Raw genomic sequence first — 16,837 nt, 5'->3', positions numbered from 1 at the left:
GCCAAACGGTAAAAGCCCGGCACCGCCGGACTTTTCCTGTTTGTATTGGGAGCCCGTGGCCGGCGGCTCAGCCGCCAGCTGCAAGCTTCTCGCCCGTTACTGCTTCAACTTCGATCGCTAGCAATTGAAGCATTTCGTCGAGGTCGGCCTGATCGGCGACGGTGATGCGCAGCCAGTCCGGGAGGCCGTAGTCCTCGTTGGAGCGGAAAATAAAGCCCTGCTTGGCCAGCCGCGCCACAGTGTCTTGGGCCCAGCCAGCGGGCGCGCCAGGCAAGCGGGCAAAGGCAAAATTGGCGACGCTAGGCGAAAGCTCGAAGCCGAGCGCGCGCAGCCTGCCGTGCAGATAGTCGCGCCCTTCGGCCGTCCGCTCGCGAATTTCTTTGACAAAGCCCTGCGCGGCGATCGCCACCGTTGCAGCGGCCTGCGCCATGCCGTTCACATTGCCGATGCCGCGCACATTGTTGAGTGCGGTCGCCACTTCCGGATGAGCATAGGCCCAGCCGGCGCGTGCTGCGGCGAGGCCGTAAGCCTTGGAGAAGGTACGTGTCACCACGACATTCGGGTGCCTGTCGGCGATTTCGAAGGTTGCCTCCGACTCGGCCGGATCGACATATTCGGCATAGGCCGCATCCAGTACTAGAACGATGTGCGACGGCAACTCGCGCGCCAGCCGTGCCACTTCGTCCATCGGCACGGCAACGCCAGTGGGATTGTTGGGGTTGGCGAGGAAGACGACACGCGTGGCGGGCGTGACCGCCGCCAGCAACATATCGATGTCGACGGCGAAGTTCGCACCCAGCGGTACCTCGACCGCCTTGGCACCGATGCGGTAGGCGACGATGTTGAATTGCAGGAAGGAATAGGCTGGGAACAGGATCTCGTCGCCGGCACGCGCATAGACGCGGCCGACGGCATCGAGCAACTCCTCAGAGCCGTTGCCGCAAACGATGCGGGCAGGATCGAGCCGGAACTGTTTGCCGATCGCCGCGCGCATCACTTTGCAGCCGGGGTCGGAATAACGGTGGACGTCTGCAGCCGATGCGCGGATTGCTTCGATTGCCCCTGGTGCGGTGCCGAGCCAGCTTTCGTTGAGCCCCAGATTGACGATGCGTTTTGCACCTGATGTGTCGATCGGCTTCACCACGGTCAGCGTGCGGGCGGCAAGATAGGGGACTGGCAATGTCATTTCGTTCCTCAAACTTTGCTCGTAAAAGGCGAGGCACCGTCAACGGTCGACGGAACCGGCAAGAATCTTGGTGTAGAGCGGCCGGAAGCGCTTTCGCTCCGCCGGCGGTTCTTTGAAGTAGGTGGCGTAGTAGCCAATCTGCTGGAAGTAGGTGACGCGGGCGCGGATCAAGCTCTCGTCGGGGTCGTAGTTCATTGCCTCGAATGCCCTGATGAGCAGCGACATGCGGAAGTCATCCTGCTCGGTTACTTCGCGAGCAATTCTGTTGGAGCTTCGCGCCCAGTCGCGGATTGCCAGATCGAGCCGAGGGCTGAATGGATCTTCCCTTATCCAGACTCCGGTGACGGCATCGAAGAAGGCTGGGCCGTCGGTCACATCAGTGTCCCGTAAGTCCTGAAACGGCTTGCAGTTGCGTAGCCTCCACTCTTCACGGAGGCTGTTGAGTAGGTCCTTCAAGTTCGTGAAATGGAAGTAGAAGCTGCCACGTGTGACCTTCAACTGCTTGGAAAGGCGATCGATCTTTACGTTGGCGATGCCTTTCCTCTCTAGCGTAGCCGTTGCCGCGGCGATCCAGTCTTCCCGTGACAGCGTCTTGCGCGCCTCGACCTTGGCGGCCCGGCGTCTTGCCGGCTTCGGATTGGCAGAGGCTGCGCTCTTTGACATGTCTATGTTCTCTCAGGGGAGGTTGCCGAAGCGCTCGAGCATCAGCGCGAAGAAGCCGTCCGCATTGATGCGCCGAAGCACGTTGCAGTTCTTGCGTCGGCCGGTGACTTGCCACCAGTCGACGACGGTCATGCCGATGGTCTCAGGCGACATCAGCTCGATGGTGACGTTGCACTGCTTCTGCTCGTAGAGATGTGGCGCGAGTAAATAGCCGGTGACGCAGGCGTCGTGGATCGGGCGGGCTTCGGTCGGGAATTTGTGCGAGCCGTACTTGCGATAGAAGTCAGCCATGTTGGCGGCTTCAATGGCCGAGCGAGTTCCGAGTGCACGCAACTGATGCAGCCACTCTGGCGTCATCTGGGCGGTGTAGGTGCAGTCGATACCGGCCATCGTAATCGGCGCGCCGGATTCGAACACAACGCTTGCCGCGTGCGGATCGACCCAGATGTTGAACTCCGCGGCGGGGGTGGTATTGCCGCCCTCGAAGAAGCCGCCGCCCATCAGCACCACTTCGCGGATGCGTGGGACAATGCGTGGCTCCATCACCATCGCCATGCCAAGATTGGTCATGGGTCCCAGCGTGCAGACGGTGATCTCGCCCGCGGGTGCGGCCATCAGCGTATCGACAAGGAAGTTAACGGCGTGCTTGTCCTGCAACGACACCGATGGCTCGGGCAACACACAGCCGTCGATGCCGGTAGGCCCATGTACATATTCGGCAGTCTTGAGTTGTTTAACCATTGGCCGGGCGCAGCCGGCATAGACCGGAACATCAGTGCGCCCGGCGAGCTCGGCGATCTGCAGCGCATTGCGCGAGGTCAGCGTCAGCGGGACATTGCCGGCGACCGTTGTGAGCGCGACTACTTCCAGTTCCTTTGAGCCGAGTGCGAAGAGGATGGCGAAGGCATCGTCCTGACCGGGGTCGGTGTCGATTATTATCTTACGTGGTGCCACTCCGATTCCCCCTCTGTGTTGGCTGCCTGGACGACACCGGCATTCCTTTATCGAAGCAAAAGCGTACAGTACTGTATGTTATTTTCAAGGAGGAAATGCCCTGTGTGCCCTCCGGTGAGCGTAGGATTTCTGTGACCCCGTCCTTTTGGCACATGCCGGATTGCGCGAATGTTTGTGGCGACTCCGGTATTCCGCGGAAGCCGTGCCTGCAGAGGTCCGATGTAGCGGAACAGAGCTGGTTGCTAAGGCGATCGATTTGAAACAGACTGCCGAAGCAAAGAAGCGAAATGCATCGCCACTGAGGGGATTTCAATGTCATCTGCGACCACAGCCACGACGAATTCATCCGGGGAAGTCGTGCTTTCCGTGCGCGAACTGACCGTCAGTCTCCCCACGGGGATGGAGCGCGTTCATGCTGTGCGTGACATCTCCTTCGACCTCAAGGCCGGCGAAATCCTCTGCATCATCGGCGAATCCGGCTCGGGCAAATCGGTCACCGCCAATGCGATCATGGGGCTGCTCTCCCCCGTCATCAAGGTCACGGCCGGAAGCATCCAGTTCAAGGGCATGGACCTAGTGAACACGCCCGAGGACAAGCTGCGCGCCTTGCGTGGCCGCGCTGTGTCGATCATCTTCCAGGACCCGCTCTCGGCGCTCAATCCGCTGATGACGATCGGCGACCAGATCGTCGAGGTCATGGAGGCGCATGGTGTGGACACGCCCGAAAGCCGTCGCGCCAAGGTTCTCGAACTCCTTAACGAGGTCGGGCTGCCCGACCCCGGCCTGTTGCAGTACCAGTATCCATTCCGCCTGTCGGGCGGGCAGCGCCAGCGCGTCATGATCGCCATGGCACTGGCGCTCGACCCCGACGTGCTGATCGCGGACGAGCCAACCACCGCCCTCGACGTCACCACCCAGGCGCAGATCTTGGAGCTCATCCGCAAGATCCAGCGCCGCAAGAACATGAGCGTGATGTTCATCACCCACGACTTCGGCGTGGTGGCCGAGATCGCCGACCGTGTGATCGTGATGGAAAAGGGCAAGCTGGTGGAGCAAGGGCCCGCGGCAGAGGTGCTGAACCGGCCGTGCCATCCCTACACGCAACGGCTGATTGCCGCCGTGCCGCGCATGCGCAGCGCCGACCGCGAGGCCGAGGATGACACGCCGGTTGTGCTGGAGGTGCAGAACCTCAACAAGACCTACCGGGCCGTCGGCGGCTTCTTCTCCAGGGGCCGCACCGTGCACGCCGTGAACGATATCAGCTTCACGCTCCGCAAGGGTCGCACGCTCGGCGTTGTCGGCGAGAGCGGGTCGGGCAAATCTTCGCTCGGCCGGGTGCTCTTGAAGCTGATGGATGCTGATGGCGGCAAAATCGTCTTCGACGGACGCGACATCGTGCCGATGTCGGACGAGGCCTTCCGCCCGCTGCGGCCCTCGATCCAGATGATCTTCCAGGACCCCTTCGCTTCGCTCAATCCGCGCCACACGATCGGCCGTGTGCTCACCGTCGGGCCGGTGGCGCATGGCGTGCCCATCAGCCAGGCCAAGGCCAAGGCGCTCGATCTGCTGAAGCTTGTCGGCCTGGACGAGGGCGCCTATGACCGCTTCCCGCACGAATTCTCCGGCGGCCAGCGCCAGCGCATCGGCATCGCCCGCGCGCTGATGTTCGACCCCGAGCTGCTCGTCGCCGACGAGGCGGTGTCAGCGCTCGACGTCTCCATCCAGGCGCAGATCCTCGAACTGCTGGGCCGCATACAGAGGGTCATGAAGGTCGCCATGATCTTCATCACGCATGACCTGCGCGTGGCGAGCCAGATCTGCGATGAGGTCGCGGTGATGTACAAGGGCAGCATCGTCGAATACGGGCCGCCGTCGAAGATCTTCCGCGCCCCGACCCACGACTACACGCAGCGCCTGGTCTCGGCCATCCCCGGCAGCGAGTGGGAACCCGCCGCCTGAGGCGCAACTTCCGCCAGACAGGAGCTTCCAGTTCGCCTGCCCGTGCAAACGGGCAGGCGTTTTCATTTGGGCGAAAAGATTTTCCCCGTACTACTCGAAAAAATAGTTGCATATGTCCACTATCTAGCGTTTCATGATTTCGCGACTAACGAGAAATCATCGCGAAACGCCCCGTTTGCCCTTGCGTGCGGTCCATGCAAGGCACGGATTTTGCTGGCTCTTTTGAGGGGAGGGGCTGCAGTGGGTAGTGCTGGTCAAAAGCCGCCGACTTCGGTGGCAGACGTCGATCTCGACGTTCTCAAAGACACGCTGAGCTTTTACATCCGCACCGTCAACATGGCCGTCTCGCGCGATCTCGACGAGCGCCTGGAAGGCCTCGACGTGGCACGCGGCACGGGCAAGATCACCACGTTGCTTCTGGTCGACAGTCACCCGGGCATCCGCCCGTCGGTGATCGCGCAGCTCGCCCTGAAGGACCGCTCGGCCATGGGCCGCCTCGTCGACCAGATGGTGGAGCACGGCCTGCTGACGCGGGAAGTGTCGGTCGAGGACAGCCGCGCACAGGAACTTTACATAACGCCGAAGGGCGCCAAGCTCGCCGAGCGGGTGCGCGTGCTCGTGACCACCCAGTCCAGAGAATTTTTCCACTTCATTCCTGAAGACGACCAGAAGGCGCTGATGGACATCCTGCGGCGCGCCTATCGCCACGTAGCGGGGCTCTCCTGATGATCCAAGCGCAAACCAACACCGGCAGCGGGCGCGTCGCGCTCATCTCGGGCGCCAGCAGGGGCATCGGCGCGGCGATCGCCGCAGAGCTTGCCCGGCAGGGCTGGCGACTGTCGCTCGGCATGCGCAAGCCCGAATTGCCGGCATGGGCCGGCGAGCGCCAGGTTCATCTCCACGCCTACGATGCGAGCGACGCTGAGGCGGAAGCCCGCTGGGTGGAAGCAGCACTCGCCGCCTTCGGCCGCATCGACGCTATCGTGGCCAATGCCGGCCTCATGATCCCCAAGACGGTCATCGAGGCCGACGACCAAGACATCGACGCGCTGCTCGACATCAACGTCAAGGCGCCGCGCCGGCTGGCCAAGGCCGCCTGGGAGCCGCTGGTGCAAACGGGCAGGGGGCGCGTAGTCATCCTCGCCTCGCTCTCGGGCAAGCGGGTGAAGTCGGCGCGGTCGGGCCTCTACTCCGTGTCCAAATTCGCGGCCGTGGCGCTGGCCCATGCGATCCGCCATGCCGGCTTCGATCTCGGCGTGCGGGCTACCGCCGTCTGCCCCGGCTTTGTGGCGACTGACATGGCCCGGTCCATCACTGACCGGCCCGAAGATCTCATGACCGACCCGCGGGATCTCGCCCGCATCGTTTCAATGCTGCTCGACCTGCCCAACGAGGCCAGCGTCGCCGAATTTGCGGTCAATTGTCAGCTGGAGGAGTTTTTCTGACATGCCCGGACCCTATGTCGTTCCCGTCCACGGGGATGCCGAACTGCCGAAGGAAGTAGACGTCGTCGTCATCGGCGGCGGCATCATCGGCACCTCGACCGCGCTGGAACTGGCTGAGCAGAAGCTGCGTGTGGCGCTGTGCGAGAAGGGCGGCATCGGCCAAGAGCAGTCGAGCCGCAACTGGGGCTGGGTGCGCATCTCGCGCCGCGATCCGCGCGAAGTACCGCTGATGGCGGAGGCGCTGCGCATCTGGAGTACGCTCGACCAGCGCATCGGCCGAGACACCGGCTACAAGCGCGCCGGCATCATCTTCACCTGCGCCACCGACGAGGAATACGCCAACCACGAGCGCTGGAACCGCAATCTCGACGGCTACCAGCTTGACTCGCGCATGCTGAGCGGCGCCGAGTTCAACAACATGTTCCCCGGGTCGAACATGAAGCTCAAGGGCGCGCTCTATACCGCCGCCGACGGCCGCGCCGAGCCGCAGAAGGTCGCACCGGCTATCGCCGAGGCGGCGCGCGAAAAGGGGGCCTCGATCCTCACCGAATGCGCTGTGCGCGGCATCGAGACGACCGGCGGCGCCGTCTCCGGCGTCGTCACCGAGCGCGGCTCCATCGCCAGCAAGGCCGTGGTGCTGGCGGGCGGCGCCTGGTCCAGCCTGTTGTCGGGCAGGCACGGCATCAACCTGCCGCAGCTCAAGGTCATGAACTCGGTCATGCGCACCAAGCCGCTCGAAGGCGGTCCCGAGCAGGCCATGTGGTCGAACGGCTTTGCCGTGCGCAAGCGCCAGGACGGCGGCTACACCATTGCCTCCGGCCATGAAAACGTGGTCGACATCGTGCCGAACTCCTTCCGCTATGCGTTCGACTTCCTGCCGGCCTTCCGCAAGGAATGGCGCTCGCTCAACTTCCGCCTCGGCGGCCGCTTCTTCGACGAGGCACGCATCCCCAGGCGCTGGTCGCTGGACGAGGCCAGCCCCTTCGAATATTGCCGCGTGCTCGATCCGAAGCCGGCCAAGAAACTGTCCGACATCGCCTTCGCGAATCTGAAGAAGGCCTTTCCGGTGTTCGAAAATGCGCAAGTGGCGCAGCGCTGGGCCGGCTATATCGACGTGACGCCCGACGCCGTGCCGGTCATTTCGGCAATCGACAGCATCCACGGCTTCCACATCGCCACCGGCTTCTCCGGCCACGGCTTCGGCATCGGACCGGCCGCCGGCCGGCTGATGGCCGACATCGTCACCGGGCGCACGCCGCTCGTCGACCCGAAGGCCTTCCGTTTTACCCGCTTCTCGGACGGCTCCAAAATCGAACTGATCAGCGGGTTTTGAGCGCCGGCGCGTCCGTTGCTCGCACAGGGAACTGCCCAGCAAGAGGCAGGCCTAGATTGGAAAGCATGATCAACCGCGACTTCAAGGGAAGAGACATGACTGACAACAAGCCCAACGCCATCTTCAACCCCACGCGCCGCCAGGCCCTTTCCATGCTGGCCTTTGCCGGCGCCTCTGGCCTGGTCATTCCCGGTCTTCTCGGCCGCGACCGTGCCTTCGCTGCCGTGCCCGACAAGCCGACCGGCCAGATGATCGTGGGCTTCTCGCAGGAGCCGACCGTATTCAATCCGCACCTCCTGCACATCGAGGTCGACGAGGCCGTCCATCACGCCGTCTTTGATCCGCTGTTCAACGTCGATCCGGAAGGCAAGTTCACACCCGCGCTCGCGACGGAAGTCCCGACCGTCGAGAATGGTGGCATCTCGGCCGACGGCCTGAACTGGAAGGTCAAGCTGCGTGACGACGTGAAGTGGCATGACGGCACGCCCTTCACCGCCGAGGACGTCAAGTTCACGCTCGAGCTGATGGTCGATCCGGATTTCCGCAGCTGGCGCCGTACCGGCCATGAGCACGTGCGCGACCTCACCGTGGTCTCGCCCACCGAGATCACCTGGCGGATGGAAAAGCCCTTCGCGCCCTACCCGTCCATCCTGGCTTCGACCTTCATCGTGCCCAAGCACCTCCTGGGCGTCGAGGCCGATAAGAACGCCGCGCCCTATAACAACGCGCCCATCGGCACTGGCGCTTTCAGGTGGGGCAGCCGCGTGGCGGGCGACCACATCGAGCTCGTCGCCAACACTGACTACTACGGCGAGGGGCCCTATCTGGAGCGGGTCATCTACAAATACATTCCGGACATGACCGTCATGTACACGCAGTTCAAGACCGGCGACATCGACGTCGTCGGTCTACAGTGGATCACGCCGGATCACTATGAGGAGGCCAAGGCCCTGGACGGCAAGGTTGTGACGGTGGTGCCTAACGCCACGATCGAATCCGTCGCCTTCAACATGGAGCGTCCGCAGTTCAGGGACCTTGCCGTGCGCCAGGCGCTCTACCACGCCATCGACAAGCAGGCGATCATCGACGCGCTCTACTACGGCCTGCCGACGCCGACCGAAAGCTACATGCCGCAGCAGTCCTTCTACTACAACCCGGACCTGCCCAAGCATGAATACGATCTGGAGAAGGCGAAGAAGATACTCGACGACGCCGGCTGGACCCCGGGCTCCGACGGCATCCGCGTCAAGGACGGCGTGCGCCTGTCGTTCTCCAACTCCACTACCGCGGGCAACCACATCCGCGAGCAGGTGCAGCAGTTCATGCAGCAGTCCTTCAAGGATATCGGCGTGGAGATGACCATTTCCAACCTGCCGCCGGCGGTGATGTGGGGCGAATACTGGATGATGTCGCAGTTCGATTCTGTCGTCGTCGGCCTGAACTTCCTCACCGGTCCCGATCCGGACACGTCGGACTACTTCATGTCCACCTCGAGCGCTGCCAAGGGCGGCAACGGCCAGAACACCTGGCAATACGCCAACCCCGAGGTCGACCAGTTGCTGAAGGATGCCGGCAACCTCTTCGTGCCGGAGGAGCGCAAGGCAATCTACTTCAGGATCCAGGAGATAATGCGCGCCGACCTGCCGTTCCTGCCGACGTTCCAGTACGCCACCGTGCGCGGCCGCAAGAACGGCATCGAAGGCGTGTTGCCCAACATCAACAACCGCATCGATACTTGGAACATCAACACCTGGCACTGGGGCTGAGCGCGAGCCTTGCCCAGTTTCTCGCCCGCGATCCGTCGCGGATAGGGGAGGGGCAAGCCGCAACCCCGTTCAGCTGGAGCATGTCCCGGTCAGATTCCGATCTCACCGGGACTGCTCGACGACCGGCAACAAGCGGAGGATCCGATGCTGCGCTATCTCCTGAGCCGTCTTTGGCAAAGCCTGGTGCTGCTTATTCTGGTGTCGATGATCGGCTTTGCCGTGCTCAACCTCGCGCCCGGCGGGCCATTGTCCCAATACACGCTGACGCCCGGCATGACCAAGGAGGCGCTCGACCGCATCTCCGAGCAGATGGGCCTCAACCGCCCGCTGCCGATCCAGTATCTCGACTGGATGTGGCACCTGCTGCAGGGCGACTGGGGCAAATCCTATCGCGACAGCCGCCCGGTGCTGGAGATCATCGGCGGGCATCTGCCGGCCACGCTTCTTCTCATGGGCTCCTCCACGCTGATCTCCATCCTCATCGGCACCTGGGTCGGCGTTAAGGGCGCGACGCGCCGCTATTCGGTCTTCGACTATGGCGCCACGGTGGGCGCCATGGTGGCGCTCTCCATCCCCACCTTCTGGTTCGGGCTAGTGGCGATCTACGTCTTCTCGCTGAAGCTGAAATGGCTCCCGGCCGGCAACATGTACACGATCGGCAACGGCTCGTTCAGCGACTACGCGCTCCACCTCATCATGCCGAGCGTGGTGCTGGCGCTCGTCAATGTCGCGGTGTGGAGCCGCTACATGCGCACCGCTACACTGGACGTGATCAACCAGGATTTCGTCCGCACCGCCAAGGCCAAAGGGCTGAGCCCAAAGCGCGTGCTCTTGAAGCACGTGATGGGCAATGCGCTGCTGCCCATGATCACGCTTGCGGGCCTGCAACTTCCCACCATCCTCGGCGGCGCGCTGGTCACCGAAACCGTCTTCACCTGGCCGGGCATGGGGCGCCTGTTCCTCGATAGCCTCGGCTACAACGACTACCCGGTGGTGATGGGGCTTTTGATGTTCTCCGCCATCCTCGTGCTGATCGGCAGCCTGATTGCCGACCTCCTCGTCGCTTTCGTCGATCCTCGAATCCGGCTCGGTTAGGAAAACGCCATGACCTCAGCAACGCTTGCTTCCGCCTCGCCCGCCCGCTGGTGGCGCAGCCGCACGGTCCGGCGCTTCGCCCGCCACCGGCTCGCCATGCTCGGCGTGGCGATGATCCTGCTGCTCACTTTGGCCTGCGTGTTCGGGCCCCATCTTTTGCCCTATGACGAGCTCTATATCGACCTGAGGGCCCGCTTCGCCCCGCCATTCACCGGCTACCATATCTTCGGCACCGACCCGCTCGGCCGCGACATCGCCGCACGATTGTTCAACGCCGGCCGCATCTCGCTCCTGGTCGGTTTCTTTGCCATGCTGCTCAGCACCGTCATCGGCACGGTCATCGGCGTCACGGCGGGCTACTATGGCGGTCGCGTCGGCGCGGTGCTGATGCGCTTCGTCGACGCCTTCCTGTCCTTCCCCAGCATCTTCCTGCTTTTGGCGCTCGCTGCCTTCATCAAGCCGAGCCCGTTCATGATCACCGTCATCATTGCGGTGACGAGCTGGATGGAGATCGCCCGTTTGGTCGAAGCCGAGGTTCGGTCACTGCGCGAGCGGGATTTCGTGCTGGCGGCGCGCATGCTGGGCCTGACCAACCGCTGGATCATGTTCCGCGAACTGCTGCCCAACGCCATGGGCCCGATCATCGTGGCCGCCACCCTGACGGTCGCCCGCGCCATTCTCCTTGAGGCTTATGTCAGCTTCCTCGGCTACGGCATCCAGCCGCCGCTGCCGAGCTGGGGCAACATGCTGAACGGCGCGCAACAATATCTCGACAGCGCCCCGTGGCTCGCCATCGTGCCCGGCATCGCCATCACCGTGGCGGTCACCAGCTTCAACTTCATCGGCGACGGCCTGCGCGACGCGCTCGACGCCCGAAGCGATCTCAACTGAAGGGGAGGGGGCCATGACGAAATTCTCTCCCTTCGAGGTCTCTCTATGGTACGCGACCGCCGCACCCGCCCCGGAAACCACCCCGCTCGAGGGCCGGGTGCGCGCCGATGTCTGCATCGTGGGCGGCGGCTACACCGGGCTGACCACGGCGCTCGAGCTTGCCCGCGACGGCACGCGCGTGGTGCTGCTGGAGCGCGAGGAGATTGGCTATGGCGGCTCGGGGCGCAATGCCGGCCACTGCACGCCCACCTTCACCCATTACAGCCTGCCGGAACTGCGCCGCATGCTGGGCGAGCCGTGGGCCGAGCGGCTGATTGCTCGCCAGACCCGCGCCAACGACCGTGTCGGCGACATGATCCAACGCTACCAGATCCAGTGCGAATGGCAGCAGAACGGCTATGTCCAGGCCGCACCCCACAAGAACGCCCTGCGCGGCCTTGAAGAAAAGGTCCGCGCCTACAATGCGGTCGGTGCGAAGACGCGGCTGCTCGACCGCGACGAGGTGGAGAAGATCGCCGGCAGCCCGCGCTTCCATGGCGGCTGGTTCCACGCCGAGGCCGGCCACCTCAACCCGCTCGGCTATGCCCGCGGCCTCGCCCGCGCCGTAATGCAGGAAGGTGGCACGGTGCACACCAGGTCCCCGGTCGTGTCGTGCAAGCCGGAAGGCGGCGCCTGGGCCGTGGCGACCGACAAGGGCGCGGTGGTTGCCGACAAGGTGATCTTCGCGACTGGAGCTTACACGGTCGGCGGCTGGCCGAAGCTCGACCAGACGTTCAAGATCCACAAGGTGTTCGTGGCCGCCACCCAGCCGCTGACGGAAGACGAGCGCCGCACGGTCCTGCCCAAAAACACCACGATCCATGACGGGCGCGGCGATATCTATGTCTATAAGTACAATGCCGAGGGCCGCATCGTCGCCTCCATGTTCCCCATGGGCCGGCGCGGACGCAACATGGACTACACGCACCGGCTCATGAGCGACCGGCTGAAGTGGCTGCATCCGCAGATCCGCCAGGAAATCCGCTGGGAATATTTCTGGTACGGCGAGCTCGACATGCAGTACCGCACGGTGCCTCGCCTCTATGGCCTGGCGCCGGGCGTTGTGGCGCTCACCGGCCTGTCCGGGCGCGGCGTGCCCACCGGCAGCATGCTCGGCGGCATCCTGTCCGAATGGGCGCGGGGCGTGCCGGAAAAGGACCTGTCGCTCAAGCTCGAGCCGCTGACGGCCGCCCCGTTCTACATGAACTTCGGCCCGCCGCTGACGCTGCGCTACTACCGCGTGGCCGACTGGATCCGCACTAGGCTTGCCGGCGCGGATTTGCCGCCCCACGCCTGAGGTCTGGCCAGAACATTCGCGACGCGCCGCCCGAACCTTGCCTTCAACACCACAGGAGAAACAGCATGACCCTGCCGATCTACGACATTTCCGACGACATCGACCTCATCCCTGGCATGCCGGCCGAAGGCCGTGATGCCGGTTCCTGGCGCCGGCCAATCTGGAAGGACGAGGGCGAGAACGGCACCATCGTGGCTGTCTGGAAGGCAGAGCCCGGCGTCTACAGCTATCCGGGCCGCCAACTCGAGGAAACCTTTGTCGTCTGCGAGGGTGATGCGCTCTACACCCAGGGCGATTTCGAGCCGGTCAGGATCAAGCCGGGCTCGATCGTGCGGGTGCCGTTCGGCGTCGCCAGCAAGCTGGAAATCCTGTCGCCGTTCCGCAAGCTCGCCACAGTCGTTCCCAAACCCTGATTGATGGCAGGGTGACGGCTCTTATCCGTGGGATAGTCGCAAACCCCGGATCATCGCCAGGGGTATTCGGCTTTGCGAAGCCGCCCAGCTGTTGAGGCTCACGCCACGCAAACAACCTATTTGGGCGGACCGGCATCCCTTGTGGCGCTGGATAGAATTGGCACCCCAGTTCATGGGGAACAGATCTGATCCCCATTCACTATCGTCATCGACTATCCGTTGGGACGCAATGGAAAGCAACTGGTGGCACATGGCCAAGTTCGCCACCAGTTCTCCAGCTCTGCGATCTGCCATTTATGGGATCTTGAGCATCAAGAACTGATCAAGGTTGAACTTTATGAATCGCAGGCGGTGCCCGCACCCCAGCTTGCTTGATCGGTCTGTCCAATCTTGCCCGGCACTCAAGCTCGGCGTTGCCGGTGGATTCTCCGGCCACGACCGATCCGAAGCTTTCGGTTCCGTAACTGTTCGGAATCGGGCACCAATCCCCGCAAAAATCGGATTCTGACCAGATTCTCGCCTGATTGGTGCTCTGCATTCGAGCGCAAACTAGCAGCTGCCACACATCAAACGGTTGTCTGTAACGAATGTCGGCATCGGTGGTTGCGAGCCCCCACAACCAAACATTACGCTACAGCACGCTATGTCAGCCTAGACTGCGATCAAGTGCGCCAAACACTACGATCAACGGCTCCTAAAGTACTGTCAGAATACGTAAAATCCAAAATCGACAGGTGCAAAGCGGGCCAGCTGCGCCTTCGGCGGCCGCTTGCTCCAGATGGGCCATGAAGCGCCAGTCTCGCAAACCTCTTCCATCTCCATCTCAATAAGCTGACAGATGCCGGACATCACGAACTTCTTGCCCCCGCCATGGCGGCCTGAGGCGAAATCACGACCTCATGAATGCAGCTCCGCCAGTCGATTGAGGTGACTCCACCACCCTGTCGACACCTAGTTTTGATACGCGATCACGTATACGATTGCTTTATACGCATCCTCGTATTTCTCAGTTTCATGCGCGAACGCGTATATCGACGCGTTATACGCGAACGCGTATATTGGTCATGGAGGCTCCCATGACTGACCAGATCGCCCGCAACGAAAAACAGCTCGGGGCCATCCTACGCCGCGCCCGCAAGAACGCCGGCCTGACACAAGGCGCCCTTGGCGACCATATCCATTTGCGCCAAGGCACCGTCTCCCGCCTTGAGGCCGGGGAGCCCGCAGTACAACTGCGTACGCTGATGGCGGCGCTATCGGCCCTTGACCTGGAACTCGTCGTCCGCGTCCGCAGCAAGGCGAGCGCTGGCGACATTGAGGACCTGTTCTGATGGCGCGTCGCCGGGCACATGTGCCCCTCAACGTTTTTCTGAACGGCCGCCTCGTCGGCGTTCTGCGCCGCGCATCCACCGGCGCGATCGACTTCCAGTACGCAAAGGACTGGCTCGGCTGGGAAAACACCTTCCCGGTGTCGCTCTCGCTCCCTTTGCGCGAAGACCGCTATATCGGCGCGCCCGTCATCAACGTCCTCGACAATCTGCTCCCGGACAGCGACGCGATCCGCAAGCGCGTCGCTGAGCGCGTTGGCGCGGGCGGCACCGACGCCTACAGCCTTCTGACCGCCCTCGGTCATGACTGTGGCGTTGGCGAGATTGCCCGCAGGCTGCCGTGCCGCGACGGGCAGCACCATCAGGCATAAGGCGAGCAATGCAATCACCAGCTTGTGAGCTATCTCTGACAGGTTGGACTTCGAGCCGATTTTCCCTTGAACGAAAACCTACTCGAGACCGGGGGTTACAGCGAAGAAGGCCTAGTCGGAACACGGCACACGATTTGGTGAATTGAACTTCTTGCTGCGCTGCAACTACAATAACCAACCAGTCGGAAATTAATTATAGGCAGAGCAGGCGTTAAGGTATGGCCCGTCCAAGGGTAATTGAGCAGAGCGACATTCTAGATGCGGCCGAGCGCGTGGTTGTCCGCGACGGCGCCGCGCATCTGACACTTGATGCAGTCGGGGTCGAGGCCGGGATCAGCAAAGCCAGCGTGATCTACGACTACAAATCCAAGCAACAACTCATCAACGCCGTCATCCGGCGGCGTATGGAAAGCGAAGAGGCCCGGATCCTGGCGTTGACAGCGCCGCTTGGTTCGGCTCCGAGCGCCGCGATAAACGGTCTTATTTCAGCCGCAGCCGAACGACATCGCGACCATGTCCGCGCCGTTGCGGTCAATATGGTCGCTGCTCTTGCCCAGGATGCCGAAGCGCGAGGTATCATCGAAGCGGTCTATACGCGGATGATCGCCTCGGTCACGGAAACGGCGGAAAATCCTCGCGGTGCCATTCTCGCGTTTCTGGCTCTCGAGGGTCTCAAGAGACTCGAACTGCACAACCTGCATCCCTGGTCGGATGCTGAACGCGCAGACATTCTGCGCGACATCCGCTGGCTGGTCGATGCAGAGCATTTCCACTCCGAAGCCACCGGCGCGCCGACTGGCGGTTGATCATCACCCACAGCCGCCAGGCCACCTCATCGATAGCCGTTCCGGCAATCCTCAATTTTTCCCGGATTTACTTATGCGTATGCCCGTTTTGCCACTGAAGCTTACAGTGGCTATCGCTCTTTTCGCTCTCATTTCTGGATGCGATTCCAAAGAATCCGCAAAGGCACCTCCAGCCGCTCCCCCGCCATCGGCAGTGAGCACCATCGAGGTGGTTCCGGAAGCCCTTCCCATTCTGGACGAGCTGCCGGGGCGCATTGCCCCGATACGCATCGCCGAGGTGCGACCGCGCGTCTCGGGCATCGTGCTCGAACGCGTATTCGAACAGGGGAGCCTGGTGAAGGAAGGAGACGTGCTCTACCGTATCGACCCGGCCTTGTTTCGCGCGCAGGTAGCGAGCGCGGAGGCGACGCTGCAGCGCGCGCAAGCCGTCCAGCTTCAGGCGCGCCAACAGGCCGAGCGCCAGAGAGAACTACGCGAACGCAACGTTTCCAGCGGCCAGCAACTCGACAACGCGGTTGCAGCACTCGCGCAGGCGGACGCCGATGTGGCGATTGCGACCGCAGGCCTTGCGACGGCGCAACTCAATCTGGACTACGCTGAGATCAAGGCGCCCATCTCCGGGCGCATCGGCCGTGCCAATGTCACGGAGGGCGCGCTCGTTAGTGCTAATGGTCCCGAAAGCCTTGCCACCATACAGCAGATCGATCCGGTCTATGCCGATTTCACTCAGTCTGCGAACGAGATTCTCCAGCTTAGGCGGGCACTCGAAAACGGCGCATTGACGAATGCCGAGGCGGGCGGGGCCCGGGTGATGCTTCGACTGGATGACGGCAGTGCGTATGAGCACCCCGGCAAACTCCTGTTCCTTGAAGCGGCGGTAGACGCGACCACCGGACAGGTGACGCTTCGCGGCGAGTTCCCCAATCCTGATGGGAACCTGCTGCCTGGCATGTTTGTCCGCGTGCTTATCGAGCAGGGCATCCAGGAAAATGCCATCGCGATCCCGCAGCAGGCGATCCAGCGTGACGTGGGCGGGCGTGCACAAGTCTATGTGGTCAACGACAAGAACCTGGCCGAGCTCCGGACGGTTCGGGTCGGTCGCGCGGTTGGCGACCGTTGGACGGTGGAGGACGGCCTCAAGGCAGGCGACAAGGTCATAGTTGAAGGCTTCCAGAAGGTCAGGCCAGGTGCTGCGGTAGCTGCCCAAACGTGGAAGCCGAAGGATGCCTCGTCAGCGACCGGCAGCGATTTTGTGGGTCCCGGAAGCAAGCCCAAGGCCGGCTAAGGAATA

15 protein-coding genes and 1 pseudogene are annotated in these 16,837 nt (G+C 62.8%); 13 read left to right on the top strand and 3 right to left on the bottom strand.

What is annotated here, in order from left to right; all coding sequences use genetic code 11:
• Positions 1-67: 67 nt before the first annotated feature.
• The 3 genes from M2281_RS14370 to M2281_RS14360 are packed head-to-tail and all read right to left on the bottom strand — an operon-like array spanning position 68 to position 2,803.
• Entirely contained in the window at positions 68-1,186 is a 1,119-nt protein-coding gene (locus tag M2281_RS14370) for a pyridoxal phosphate-dependent aminotransferase (RefSeq protein WP_280821814.1), read from the bottom strand.
• 39 nt (positions 1,187-1,225) lie between these two features.
• Positions 1,226-1,849: a TetR/AcrR family transcriptional regulator gene (locus tag M2281_RS14365; RefSeq protein ID WP_280821812.1), complete on the bottom strand. Its 624-nt coding sequence runs from the start codon at positions 1,847-1,849 to the stop codon at positions 1,226-1,228.
• 12 nt (positions 1,850-1,861) lie between these two features.
• Positions 1,862-2,803, bottom strand: coding sequence for a nucleoside hydrolase (locus M2281_RS14360; protein ID WP_280821811.1), 942 nt, complete (start codon positions 2,801-2,803; stop codon positions 1,862-1,864).
• 312 nt (positions 2,804-3,115) lie between these two features.
• On the opposite strand from M2281_RS14360, the gene M2281_RS14355 reads away from it, so the two are divergent.
• The 13 genes and pseudogenes from M2281_RS14355 to M2281_RS14295 all read left to right on the top strand — a co-directional run bounded on the left by M2281_RS14355 (position 3,116) and on the right by M2281_RS14295 (position 16,831).
• The gene (locus M2281_RS14355) at positions 3,116-4,762 is read left to right on the top strand and encodes an ABC transporter ATP-binding protein (RefSeq protein WP_280821810.1); all 1,647 of its coding nucleotides are present in this window, start codon (positions 3,116-3,118) and stop codon (positions 4,760-4,762) included.
• A gap of 240 nt (positions 4,763-5,002) precedes the next feature.
• The gene (locus tag M2281_RS14350) at positions 5,003-5,488 is read left to right on the top strand and encodes a MarR family winged helix-turn-helix transcriptional regulator (protein ID WP_280821809.1); all 486 of its coding nucleotides are present in this window, start codon (positions 5,003-5,005) and stop codon (positions 5,486-5,488) included.
• Positions 5,488-6,207: an SDR family NAD(P)-dependent oxidoreductase gene (locus M2281_RS14345; RefSeq protein ID WP_280821808.1), complete on the top strand. Its 720-nt coding sequence runs from the start codon at positions 5,488-5,490 to the stop codon at positions 6,205-6,207. The genes M2281_RS14350 and M2281_RS14345 overlap by 1 nt, the downstream gene beginning before the upstream one ends.
• Before the next feature lies 1 nt (position 6,208).
• A complete protein-coding gene (locus M2281_RS14340; RefSeq protein ID WP_280821807.1) occupies positions 6,209-7,540 on the top strand; it encodes an NAD(P)/FAD-dependent oxidoreductase in 1,332 nt (443 codons plus the stop codon).
• 95 nt (positions 7,541-7,635) lie between these two features.
• A complete protein-coding gene (locus M2281_RS14335) occupies positions 7,636-9,306 on the top strand; it encodes a peptide ABC transporter substrate-binding protein (RefSeq protein ID WP_280821806.1) in 1,671 nt (556 codons plus the stop codon).
• A 144-nt stretch (positions 9,307-9,450) separates the two neighbouring features.
• On the top strand, positions 9,451-10,401 hold the full coding sequence (locus tag M2281_RS14330) for an ABC transporter permease (RefSeq protein WP_280821805.1): 951 nt from the start codon (positions 9,451-9,453) through the stop codon (positions 10,399-10,401).
• Between the two features lie 9 nt (positions 10,402-10,410).
• Positions 10,411-11,292, top strand: coding sequence for an ABC transporter permease (locus M2281_RS14325; RefSeq protein ID WP_280821804.1), 882 nt, complete (start codon positions 10,411-10,413; stop codon positions 11,290-11,292).
• Between the two features lie 13 nt (positions 11,293-11,305).
• The gene (locus tag M2281_RS14320) at positions 11,306-12,628 is read left to right on the top strand and encodes an NAD(P)/FAD-dependent oxidoreductase (RefSeq protein WP_280821803.1); all 1,323 of its coding nucleotides are present in this window, start codon (positions 11,306-11,308) and stop codon (positions 12,626-12,628) included.
• A gap of 65 nt (positions 12,629-12,693) precedes the next feature.
• Positions 12,694-13,041 (top strand): cupin domain-containing protein, encoded by a 348-nt coding sequence (locus M2281_RS14315; protein ID WP_280821802.1) that lies wholly within the window; start codon positions 12,694-12,696, stop codon positions 13,039-13,041.
• Between the two features lie 1,076 nt (positions 13,042-14,117).
• Entirely contained in the window at positions 14,118-14,372 is a 255-nt protein-coding gene (locus tag M2281_RS14310) for a helix-turn-helix domain-containing protein (RefSeq protein WP_280821801.1), read from the top strand.
• Positions 14,372-14,680, top strand: a pseudogene (locus tag M2281_RS14305) (HipA N-terminal domain-containing protein); the annotation flags it as partial. The gene M2281_RS14310 and the pseudogene M2281_RS14305, both read left to right, overlap by 1 nt.
• A gap of 278 nt (positions 14,681-14,958) precedes the next feature.
• Positions 14,959-15,546, top strand: coding sequence for a TetR/AcrR family transcriptional regulator (locus M2281_RS14300; RefSeq protein WP_280821800.1), 588 nt, complete (start codon positions 14,959-14,961; stop codon positions 15,544-15,546).
• Between the two features lie 73 nt (positions 15,547-15,619).
• On the top strand, positions 15,620-16,831 hold the full coding sequence (locus M2281_RS14295; RefSeq protein ID WP_280821878.1) for an efflux RND transporter periplasmic adaptor subunit: 1,212 nt from the start codon (positions 15,620-15,622) through the stop codon (positions 16,829-16,831).
• Positions 16,832-16,837 lie beyond the last annotated feature (6 nt).

This window comes from Pseudaminobacter soli (ex Li et al. 2025) (assembly GCF_029892515.1).
Classification (GTDB): Bacteria; Pseudomonadota; Alphaproteobacteria; order Rhizobiales; family Rhizobiaceae; genus Pseudaminobacter; species Pseudaminobacter soli_A.
This window is presented reverse-complemented; position numbering and strand designations above follow the sequence as displayed.